Below are 10,237 nucleotides of genomic sequence, written 5' to 3'. Positions count from 1 at the left end.
TGGCGGGGAAAGGTGCGGCTGACGCTCGCGGTGGCGGGCAGGGTGCGGGGGACGACGGGGCGGGGGTCGATGCCGCGGGCCCGGTCGGCGGCCTGCCGTCCGGCGGAGCCGCCCAGGAGGCGCTGGACGGTGGCGGGCGGGATCGCGGCGAGCAGGCCGATGCGGTGGACACCGTAGTCATGGAGGGCCTGGGCCTGGTGGGGTCCGATGCCGTGCAGGGCCTCGACCGGAAGGGGCCCAAGCCAGTCGGCGACCTGGTCGGGGGTGACGGCGAGGACGCCGCCGGGGCCGGTGATCTGGCCGGAGGCAGTGGCTGCGACGGTGATGGACGGGCCGATCCCGACGCGGACGTCGACGCCCAGCCTCGAGATGGTCCGCACCCGCAGCACTTCCCCCAGCCGGGCGGCGTCCACGCCGTGGTAGCGCAGTGCGCCCGTGTTAGGCAGAGTTCGCTGTCTCAGTTGGCCCGTACCTCGCAGGCGATACAGCACCCATACGCGGAGGACTATGCGGACCGCTTCGCGATGAAGGGCTTTGTCCATGCGGCAGCAAGTGCAGCGGCCAAGGAGACGGGGGCCAGGAGCATGAACAGGTGGCTGTAGTTGCCGAGTGGCGCGGCCATAGCGGCACCTGCGAATGGGGCCACGGCAGCGGCGGTAGTTGCGGGAGCGGCAAGCAAGCCGGAGAGGCGCCCATAGTGAGTCGCACCCCACCGGTCAGTTATAGCGGTGGCCTGCAGCAGGGTGAGGTTTCCGCGGACGATTCCGGCCGCGAGGGATAGGGCGACAAGCAAGGCATACGGACCAGGGACGAATGCGAAGGCAGCGGTGGTTGCGCCGCCCAGCGCGGTGAGAATGACCGTTCGGGCGGTGGTTCCGGAACGCCGGGCAAGGGTGGCGTACAAGGTGCGCCCGAGGGTCTGTCCAGCGCCGCCGAGACCGAGAGCCGCGGCGGCCTGAGTAGTGGTGTAGCCGCGTTCGAGGAACAGCGGGATCAGGGCGAGGACAACGGCGTACATAGCGAACGCCGAAAGCGTGAACGCTGCGGCGAGCAACCAGAATGTTCGGGTGCGCGCGATCTCTGCCACACCGCCGGCCATATGAGTGGAAGCAGGCGGCGGGGCCTCGGGCCATGGGCCGCGTAGAGCCCAGGCGTGGGCCGGAATCGTGACGGCCGCCAGGACGGTGGCCAGGACTAGGTATGCGCCCCGCCAGGTGAGGCAGTTGGAAAGGAGCGCGGTCAGGGGCGCGAAAGCAGTGGAGGCAAGGCCACCGGCCAAGGTGACGATCGTCAGCGCGCGGACGTGGTCCGGCGCCCACCAGCGGGTGAGCGCGGCAAAGGCAGGTTGGTAGAACGTCGAGGCCATTGCGAAGCCTGCCAATAGCCAACCGGCAAAGAAGACCGGCAAGTTGGGCGCGGAGGCCACGATGGCAAGGCTCACTGTGCCCAGGAGCGAACCCGCGGTCATGACACCACGCGGACCACGCTGGTCGATCATGTGCCCCACCCGAATTCCTGCCAGGGCGGAGACGACCAGTCCTGCGGAGAACGCCGCCATGGTCGCTCCGGCTGGCCAACCGGTCTGAGCTGTGATCTGTGGGTTCAGTACGGGAAAGGCGTAGTAGACGATGCCCCAGCTCGTGATCTGGGTGAGGCACAGGGCAGGCAACGCGGCGCGGGGCCGCGACCGGTCCCCCGTTCCGGTCGCGGCCCCGCTGGTTTGAAGGTTGGTCGTCAACGGTCAGCAGCAGCTTGCCGCTGAGACCGTCGATGCATCCGACGCGTCCTCGGTCGGGCCGGTGCAGCAGGTGCTGCCCTGTTGTTCGGTGAGGGTGTCGGCGTCGGCCTTCACGACGTAGACCTCCCAGGGTTCCTGTCCCGGGCCGTGGACCCAGACCTTGTCCTGGAGGGCGTAACAGCAGGTGGTGTCGTTCTCCACGTCGGTGGCCAGGCCTGCCTCTGCCAGGCGGGCGGTAGCGCCGCGCACCGCTTCGGTCGTCTCCACCTCTACCCCGAGGTGGTCCATGCGCGTTGCCTCCCCTGCGGGGCCTTCGATCAGGACGAGCTTGAGCGGGGGCTCTGTGATGGCGAAGTTGGCGTAGCCGTCGCGGAGTTTGGCGGGCTCGGTGCCGAAGAGCTTGGTGTAGAAGGCGATGGACGCGGCGAGGTCGGGGACGCGGAGGGCGAGCTGGACGCGGGACCTGGCGAGCCTCCTGCTGGTGATGAGTGGGGTGGTGGGTCAGCAGCCGCCTGAGGTGGCCGGGGTGCCGATGCCGATCTGGAGGGTGGTCGGGGCCGCGCAGCAGCCTCCGCCTGCGTTGTCTTGGGCGGCGTTGGGGTCGTCGAAGAGGCCGGCGCCGCCGCAGACTCCGGTCTCGGGCAGGGTCAGCTCGACCCGCTCGGCGGCTTCCTGGTCGCCGGCGAGGGCGGCGGCGATAGAGCGGACCTGCTCGTAACCGGTCATGGCCAGGAAGGTGGGGGCGCGGCCGTAGGACTTCATGCCGACGAGGTAGACGTCCTTCTCCGGGTGGGACAGCTCGTTGACGCCGTGCGGGTAGACGGTGCCGCAGGAGTGCTGGTTGGGGTCGATGAGCGGGGCCAGCTCGACGGGTGCCTGGAGGCGCTCGTCGAGGCCGAGACGGAGTTCGGACAGGAAGGACAGGTCGGGGCGGAAGCCGGTGAGGACGATGACCTCGTCGACCGGGTCGAGGCGGCGGCCGTCCTCGCCGACGAGGACCAGGCGGCCGTCGGCGGCGCGCTCGATGGCGTCGGTGCGGAAGCCGGTGACCGCGTCGGCGTGCCCGTCGTCGACGGCGGCCCTGGCGGCGAGGCCGAGGGCGCCGCGGGCGGGGAGCTGATCGGCTTCGCCGCCGCCGAAGGTGGAGCCGGAGATGCCCCGGCGAAGGATCCAGACGCCCTTGGTGCCGGTGCCGGTGCCGGCGTCGGACCTGGCGAGGTCGGCGAGGTGGGCGAGTGCGGTGAAGGCAGAGGCGCCGGAGCCGATGACCGCGGTGCGCCTGCCCGCGTATCGGGCGCGGACGGCCGGGTCCTTGAGGTCGGGTACGCGGTAGGTGATCCGGTCGGAGGCGGCCTTCTCGCCGAGGGCCGCCAGGCCGCTGCCGCCGGCCGGGCCAGGGGTGGTCCAGGTGCCGGAGGCGTCGATCACCGCGCGGGCGAACAGCCGCTCCTCACGGCCGTCGGCGTGGGTGACGTGGACGACGAACGGCTGGGCCTCACGGTCGGCGTCCACGATCCGGTCCCGGCCCGAACGGGAGACACCGGTGACCGTGACTCCGAAGCGGACCCGCTCGCCCAGGACATCGGCGAGCGGCTGGAGGTACTGCTCGGCCCAGTCCCCGCCCGAGGGGTAGGTGGCCGCTTCCGGCTTCACCCATCCCATGGGGGCCAGCAGCTTCTCGGCAGCCGGGTCGGTGACCTCGCCCCAGGTGGAGAACAGCCGGACGTGCGCCCACTCCCGCACCGCCGCGCCGGCGGCCGGCCCGGCTTCCAGGACCCGCGGGGTGAGACCGCGGTCGACCAGGTGGGCGGCGGCAGCGAGTCCGGCGGGGCCGGCTCCGATCACGACGACGGGCAGATCGGTGGTGACAGGCGCGTTCACGGTCGACTCCTCATTATTTCGACATCTGTCGATGGCTTGCGGTGCCAGCATGGCACCTGATTCGATGAGCGTCAACATAGACATTCATCGAATTCACCCATCGGGCGAGGGTGGCTCAAGGCGGCCGATCCGGTCCTCACCGGGTTGGTTCGATGTGTGTCAACATAGATGCATGTCGAATACGAGGGTGCTGCCGCTGCTGGAGCCTGAGGTCGCCGGGATGGCGGCCCCGTGCTGCCCACCTCTGACCGAGCGACCGCTAACCGTCGACGAGGCGGCGCGGACCGCCGCGATGTTCAAAGCCCTAGGCGATCCGGTGCGACTGCGCCTCTTCGCCCTCGTCGCCTCGCACGAGGGCGGCGAGGCCTGCGTGTGCGACATCTCCGACGTGGGCGTGTCTCAGCCGACCGTTTCGCATCACCTGAAGAAGCTCAAGGAAGCCGGCCTGCTCAGCTCCGAACGGCGCGGCACTTGGGTCTACTACCGGGTGGAGCCGTCGGTGGTCGCCGCGCTGGGGCAGATGCTCGGCACCATAGGCTGAACACGCTCGAGTGGGAGGTGGGTTCGGTGAGCGAGTCCGCCATGGGGGACCGCGAGGCGGTCCACGAGGAGATGGAGCGCGCCCGTGCAGCGTTCCACCAGCTCCTCGACAACGCCACCGAGGCCGACCTGCGCCGGCCGACCGACGGCACCCGCTGGACCAACGAGCAGTTGCTGTTCCACATGCTCTTCGGCTACATCCTGATCCGGCCCCTCCTGGTCCTGCTACGGACCTTCGGGCGGCTGCCGCGCGGAGCCAGCCGAATCTTCGCCAGGCTCCTGAACGCTGCCACCAGGCCCTTCGACGCCGTCAACTACCTGGGCCCCCTGGGTGGCGCGAAGGTCCTCGGGCGCCGCCGGATGGGGAGGGTGTTCGACCGTGTCATCGCCGACCTGCACCGTCGCCTCGACGCCGAACAGGAATCCGACCTCACGCTGAGCATGCACTACCCCACCCGCTGGGACCCCTTCTTCCACGACGTAATGACCATCGCGGACCTGTACCACTACCCGACCCAGCACTTCGACTTCCACCGCCGACAGCTCACCCTGACGGCGGGAAGCTGACGGGCGAACGCGGGAGCCGACCGTCGTTGCGTTCTCTGTCGGGCGGTCAGTGCGAAGCCGACCAGGGCCAACATCATCCATTGCGGCACCGAAGAAGGCCGCGAATCGCCTGCCGTGCCTACGGGCATGCAGCGGCAAGCAGCGCGCCGACGCCAAGGGCTGCGACGCATGCCGGGCACCCCTTCGAGCCAAGTGACGAAACCGATATCGGCTTCCGAGCCTGAACCGCTCCTGAACCGAGCTGATCCTTCGCCAGCGCCACCTGGATCCGGATCCCGCAGGTGTGAAGGCGGCCCGGCTTCGATCGGGCCGATGTCCACGCACGGACAGCGATGCGCGTCCCGCACACGCCCGCTGAGGTGAAGGTCTTTCGCCGCTGGTTCACGCAGGATGTGGTTTCCCGGCTCACCGAACGCTCCGGTACTCCGCCACCGGCCCATCGCTCGTGTCGACCGGATCGCTTGTGGTCCCGTGACCGGGCACGATGCCGGATCACAAGCCGAAAGCACCGCCCTCGATGAGGATGAGCAGGCCGATGCCGATCAGGAGGGGGGTAGCAGGATGTGGCCCCAGCGGGCCAGGGCCTTGGCGATGACCGGGCGGGTGGCGAAGAACCGGCCCGCGAAGCACCACACCGTCACCAGCACAAGGGACACCGCGGCATACACACTCAGAGTCGCATACATGTTCGATTATCTGCGCCTGACCTGGCGCGACTGCTCACCCTGCGGGTATGGCACACCATGTGGCTGCAGCGCATCGACACCAAGATCGCCGCCCTTGAGGAGCGGGAGGCCGAACAGGAACGGGGCCGCCAGAACCGGCCCGCGGAACCGGACTGGGTCGTCGAACTCGGCATCGGCAACGGCCGCCCGCCGATCGAGGTGCACGTGGGCGGCTGCTACGCCGCGGGCAAACGGAGGCGCCCCGTCCCGCGCGACGAAGCACGCCAACTCCTCACCTCAGGCGTACGCGCCTGCGGCCACTGCCAGCCCGACACCGCGCTGGAGATCCTCGACTTATCCGCCGACCCGGCCCCCTCCACCACGCCGTCCAGGCCGTCCAGGCCGTCGCCACCATGCACGACCTCGCCCTCACCGAGTGAAATACCAGGTCAAGCACTACTCCGGCCTGCCCGAGAAGGACCTTGTGCAACACCCTCTATTAGGGGGCGGGTGTTCCGTAGGTGGGTGAGCCCAACCGAGTGATCACGCGACCTGCCGTGATCGCCGGAGTCGGCGAGCTGATCGGCAAAATGGGCGGGCAATCGTTCGGCGCGGTTGCGCCAGCGCCGTTGCGGTCCCGCGAGGTGTCGTCAGGCGGGCACGTGGAAGGTGCTTACTGGCCGAGGGCAGGCGACGGGCCCAGGTGCCGAGGACGCCGACGAACGGTAGAACGTAAGGGTGAGGCACGAGAGCAGCCCTGATAAGGATGCACCGCCGCACCGTGTGGCAAGGCCGGTGATCGACTACCAGGCGCTGTTCACCGTCACTCCCAGCCCCTGCATGGTGCTGGGCCCGGATCTGGTGCTCGCCGACATCAATGAGGCGGCCTGCCGGGTGACCGGCCGTACCCGGGAGGATCTGCTCGGGAGGTATCTCTTCGATGCCTTCCCTGACAATCCGGCGGACCCTGATGCTGACGGGGTACGGAATCTGCACGCCTCCCTGGACCGGGTCCTGCGCTCGAAGGAGCCGGACACGATGGCGCCGATGAAGTACGACATTTCCGTGGCCGACCGGCCCGGCGTGTTCGAGGAGCGGTGGTGGTCCGCGATCAACACCCCGGTGCTCGGGCCGGACGGGCAGGTGGAGTGGATCCTCCACCGGGGAGAGGACGTGACCTCGTTCATCCGCTCCCACCCCCGCCTGCGAGAAGGCGGGGCGCTCAGCGACGTAGAGGCGATCGAGGTCGAACTGTACGCACGGGCGCGTGAGCTCAAGCGACTGAACGAGGAACTGCGCCAAGCCCACGCTCGGGAACGCCAGGTCGCCGTCACCTTGCAGGAGGCCATGCTCCACTCGCCACATCTGGCCCGGCACCGGGACACTGCGGTGCGCTACTTGCCCGCTGCCGGATCACTGAACGTGTGCGGCGACTGGTACGACGTGGTCGACCTGCCCGAGGACAGATTCGCTGTCGCGGTCGGCGACGTCGTCGGCCACGGACTGGAGGCCGCCGCCGTCATGGGGATGCTCCGCAGCGCGTTGTCCGCCGTCGTCCGGGCCGTCGAACGGCCCGCGAGGGCCCTGGACGTCCTGGGCCTGTACGCACGCGACGTGGAGGGTGCGCTGGCCGCCACTGTCGTCCAAGCCGTCGTCGACACCCGCGCTCGCCGCATCATGTACAGCAGCGCCGGCCACCCGCCCCCCGTCCTGCTCCACCCGGACGGCACCTTCGACCTTCTCGACCGGGCCACCGACCCCCCGCTGGGAGCCCGACCCGAACACGTCCCTCACCCCCATGCCGACCTGCGCTACACCCGCGGCGACACCTTCGTGCTCTACACCGACGGCCTCATCGAACGCCGCGGGGAGGACATCGACGCCAGCCTGCAACGCCTCACCGACGCGCTAACCCGCCATCCAGACCACGAGCCCGAAGGCCTTGCCGATGCCCTGCTCGAGGACCTCGGCGTCCGCAGCGGCGCCCGCGACGACGTCGCCTTGGTCGTCATCCGCCTATGACCCGCGCGCCGTCGGCGGATGCGCCATTGGGTGCGCATACCGCCAGCTGAAACGCTCCGACCGCGCCTGCGGGATTGTCTGTCGAACCGCGCGTGGCGCCCACGGATTCGCCATCTCTCCCGAACACAGCACACACCGGCTGCTCCTAGTTCGGCCACGATCCGTCCTCGATGGCCGAACGCGTCGGCGACATCGTCCGGCTGACGCTCGACGCCCACGCAACGGACGGCAGCCCGGCAATCGCGCTGCCGGTAGACCAGGTACGCACGCTCGGATCTCGAAACAGGCCGACGCCGGCGGCAGTTGGGCCGGGGTGCCGCAGCTCCTCTGCCAATACTTGAAGTCGGGATCGTCCACGATGACGGTGTCCGCGGAGGCGGTAGTCGTGGTCACTATGAAGGCTGCGCGGCTGCGGCACCAATGACTGTCGCGATGCGCCTGCGCATGACGCCCAGTCTCGTTCGTCCATCCCGCCATCATGACCGAGCTGACCGGCCGACAAGAACCCCAACCCCCGACGCTTGGCATGTCGACACCAGGATCAGGCACTTACGGGCCCCAGCACCGTAGTAGGTACCAGGGCCCGTCAAGCGTCTACCGTCTACTTGCAGGGATGTGTCGTCCTACCGCACGTAGAGACTGGGGGTGCCGGTCGTGCTGTAGCCCGCCGGGCACTCCACCCTGTTGTAGTTCAGCCGCCAAGTTGCGTAGGGCTGACCAGAGCCCCCGCTCCAGTAGGAGTTGCCGTCCGTGCAGTGGATGCCGAGGCGGACCCGGAAGCCGTCGCACTTGTAGTGCCCGCGGCCCTTGCCGCCAACCCAGTCGGTCCAGTAACTGCCACCGTTCGGGCAGGGGTCGGCGGTGATCACCGACGACTCTGTCGACTGTGTGGGCCCGCCGTCGACGGCATGGGCAGGGACGGCCACGGTCCCGAGCGCGAGCGCGGCGCCGAACCCCGTGGACACCAGGACATTACGCATACGCATTGTTTGCTCCTTCGTTGTTGCCGGTTCGTTCGTGATGCGGCGGCCCGAAGGTGTTGGTGGACTCCCCTAGGCGCTTGCATCACCGAGTTTCAGCGGCTGACGCATTGTTCGGCACAGGTGTTCTGGCGGCCGAGCAATGGCCGGGTGCGATCTTTTCGGAAGCAGTCTTGGCGGTCCTGTGGCCGGTTAGCCGCTTCCGTATCTCTGACGTACGGCTCACGCTTGGAACCGCTGTCCCACCATCGGGTTCGAGCGTGGTTCATGCATTCGATTCGCTCCTGGCCGAACTGTGAGGTGCCTGCACTGACTCACCAGGGCGAGGGGGAACCGTGCTGCGGCTGTGCTTCACCGCCGAGGACCTGCTGCAAGTGACGTTCGCCGACGAGCCGGCACCCATGGTCGAGCTGACACTCGCCATCGCGGCGCTGCAGCGGCCCGACCCGCTGTTCACCCTCTGGCGGCGGCGGACGCTCCACACCCTGCCGCGCTCCGCGGGGCCGCTGCTGGAACTTGTGCCCGCCACGGCCAAAGGGCCGCTGTTCCTGGACCCGCTGAGCCGGGGATTCGACGACGGGCTCGACCAGGTCCTGTCGGCCCCCACCCCATTCGTCCGCACCGAACTGCGCCGCGTACACGCCGCCGGCCGCCGCCCGGTCCCGTGGGCCCGACTTCTGGCCGACCGCGACCGGGAAGCCTGGCAGATCCTCGAACACGCCGTACAGGCAGCGCACGCAGGCGTTCTGGCCCGCTCATGGGACCGCATCCGCGCCGGATTCGATGCCGAACGCGCCTGGCGCGTCCAGCTCCTGGCCGCCCAGGGCATCCGCGCGACGCTGGCCAGCCTCGCCCCGGGGGCACGCTGGCAGGGCACCACCCTCGAGTTCGACAGCACCGACAACGTCGAGACCGCACTCAACGGGCACGGCGTCACCCTGCTGCCGTCCGTCTTCTGGACCGGACGGCCCCTGGTCGGCAGATACGCCCAGTCAACCTTCCTGGTCTACCCGGCCGTAACCCCTCTCCCCCTCCTCGACGACCCCACCACCAACGCCCTGACCACGCTGCTGGGACGCACCCGCGCCGCCATCCTGGAACAGCTCACCCGACCACGCACCACCACCGGCCTCGCCCGCCAACTCGACCTGGCAAAGTCCTCCGTGTCCGAACACACCGGAGCCCTCCGCGCCGCCCACCTCACCACCGCCCACCGCGACGGCAAGACGATCTGGCACTCCTGCACCCCACTGGGACTCGCACTCCTCACCGGCTCTCCCAGCACCACAGAAAGCTGACTGCCTCAACGCAAAGTGGGCCTGGGCTCAGAAACAGGCTGCCAGGAGACGCGCAGCAGGGTGGTGGCGGGACGGATCGCAGCGGGGCCAAATTTGGCGCGGATGCGGTCACTGACCTCTTCGGCGACGAGGCGGGCTTCGCGTGCCTGCTCGAGGCTGATCTGTTCGGCGACCCGGTCGGCGGCGATCAGGTCTTCGCCTTTCAGGGTGATGACGGTGATCCGGCCGCGCTGGAGTCCTGCCGCGTCGATCAGCCGGTACGCCATCGTGCGCAGGTCGTCGTCATGTGCGGAGACCTCCGGAAGGCGGCGCGTCTTCTCCCAGCTGGTGCCCCCGGCGAAACGCAGCGTCAGGGTCAGACCTTGGGCCGCCTGACCGCGGCGGCGCAGCTGGAGGGCCAGGGTGACGACCGTGTCGAGGAGGGCGGCGCGGACGGCGGCGCCGTCCAGGGTGTGGCGGGGAAAGGTGCGGCTGACGCTCGCGGTGGCGGGCAGGGTGCGGGGGACGACGGGGCGGGGGTCGATGCCGCGGGCCCGGTCGGCGGCC

General features: G+C 69.4%; 9 protein-coding genes and 3 pseudogenes. 5 read left to right on the top strand and 7 right to left on the bottom strand.

Annotation, left to right across the window (positions count from 1 at the left end):
* The 4 genes and pseudogenes from ABZX90_RS43375 to ABZX90_RS43360 form a co-directional block, all read right to left on the bottom strand.
* A pseudogene (locus ABZX90_RS43375) lies at positions 1-434 on the bottom strand (hypothetical protein); the annotation flags it as partial.
* Positions 435-505: 71 nt separating this feature from the next.
* Positions 506-1,738, bottom strand: a complete 1,233-nt coding sequence (locus ABZX90_RS43370; RefSeq protein ID WP_355213674.1) for an MFS transporter — start codon at positions 1,736-1,738, stop codon at positions 506-508.
* Positions 1,739-1,741: 3 nt separating this feature from the next.
* A complete protein-coding gene (locus ABZX90_RS43365; protein WP_355213675.1) occupies positions 1,742-2,224 on the bottom strand; it encodes an ArsI/CadI family heavy metal resistance metalloenzyme in 483 nt (160 codons plus the stop codon).
* Between the two features lie 15 nt (positions 2,225-2,239).
* Positions 2,240-3,619: an NAD(P)-binding domain-containing protein gene (locus tag ABZX90_RS43360; protein ID WP_355213673.1), complete on the bottom strand. Its 1,380-nt coding sequence runs from the start codon at positions 3,617-3,619 to the stop codon at positions 2,240-2,242.
* Positions 3,620-3,791: 172 nt separating this feature from the next.
* On the opposite strand from ABZX90_RS43360, the gene ABZX90_RS43355 reads away from it, so the two are divergent.
* Together ABZX90_RS43355 and ABZX90_RS43350 are read left to right on the top strand one after the other, a co-directional pair.
* A complete protein-coding gene (locus ABZX90_RS43355; protein WP_355213672.1) occupies positions 3,792-4,160 on the top strand; it encodes a metalloregulator ArsR/SmtB family transcription factor in 369 nt (122 codons plus the stop codon).
* 26 nt (positions 4,161-4,186) lie between these two features.
* Positions 4,187-4,726 carry a DinB family protein gene (locus ABZX90_RS43350; protein ID WP_351133160.1) on the top strand — a complete coding sequence of 180 codons (540 nt, stop codon included), beginning with the start codon at positions 4,187-4,189 and terminating at the stop codon, positions 4,724-4,726.
* A gap of 492 nt (positions 4,727-5,218) precedes the next feature.
* Here the strand turns inward: ABZX90_RS43350 and ABZX90_RS43345 are convergent.
* A pseudogene (locus tag ABZX90_RS43345) lies at positions 5,219-5,343 on the bottom strand (cadmium transporter); the annotation flags it as partial.
* Positions 5,344-5,469: 126 nt separating this feature from the next.
* On the opposite strand from ABZX90_RS43345, the gene ABZX90_RS43340 reads away from it, so the two are divergent.
* Together ABZX90_RS43340 and ABZX90_RS43335 are read left to right on the top strand one after the other, a co-directional pair.
* A complete protein-coding gene (locus ABZX90_RS43340; RefSeq protein WP_355213671.1) occupies positions 5,470-5,934 on the top strand; it encodes a DUF6233 domain-containing protein in 465 nt (154 codons plus the stop codon).
* Between the two features lie 240 nt (positions 5,935-6,174).
* On the top strand, positions 6,175-7,413 hold the full coding sequence (locus ABZX90_RS43335) for a SpoIIE family protein phosphatase (protein WP_355213670.1): 1,239 nt from the start codon (positions 6,175-6,177) through the stop codon (positions 7,411-7,413).
* A 623-nt stretch (positions 7,414-8,036) separates the two neighbouring features.
* On the opposite strand, the gene ABZX90_RS43330 is transcribed toward ABZX90_RS43335, so the two are convergent.
* Complete coding sequence (locus ABZX90_RS43330) at positions 8,037-8,399, bottom strand: hypothetical protein (protein WP_355213669.1); 363 nt, start codon at positions 8,397-8,399, stop codon at positions 8,037-8,039.
* A gap of 329 nt (positions 8,400-8,728) precedes the next feature.
* Here ABZX90_RS43330 and ABZX90_RS43325 point away from each other — a divergent pair, with 329 nt between their 5' ends.
* A complete protein-coding gene (locus ABZX90_RS43325) occupies positions 8,729-9,691 on the top strand; it encodes an ArsR family transcriptional regulator (RefSeq protein ID WP_355213668.1) in 963 nt (320 codons plus the stop codon).
* A 5-nt stretch (positions 9,692-9,696) separates the two neighbouring features.
* Here ABZX90_RS43325 and ABZX90_RS43320 read toward each other — a convergent pair.
* Positions 9,697-10,237, bottom strand: a pseudogene (locus ABZX90_RS43320) (hypothetical protein); the annotation flags it as partial.

The organism is Streptomyces sp. NPDC002935 (assembly GCF_040611295.1).
Lineage (GTDB): Bacteria > Actinomycetota > Actinomycetes > Streptomycetales > Streptomycetaceae > Streptomyces.
This window is presented reverse-complemented; position numbering and strand designations above follow the sequence as displayed.

Excerpts from the sequence above, each read along its gene's own strand:
- ABZX90_RS43330 (WP_355213669.1), bottom strand. The coding sequence starts at position 8,399 with ATGCGTATGCGTAATGTCCTGGTGTCCACGGGGTTCGGCGCCGCGCTC.
- ABZX90_RS43355 (WP_355213672.1), top strand. The coding sequence starts at position 3,792 with ATGTCGAATACGAGGGTGCTGCCGCTGCTGGAGCCTGAGGTCGCCGGG.
- ABZX90_RS43340 (WP_355213671.1), top strand. The coding sequence starts at position 5,470 with ATGTGGCTGCAGCGCATCGACACCAAGATCGCCGCCCTTGAGGAGCGG.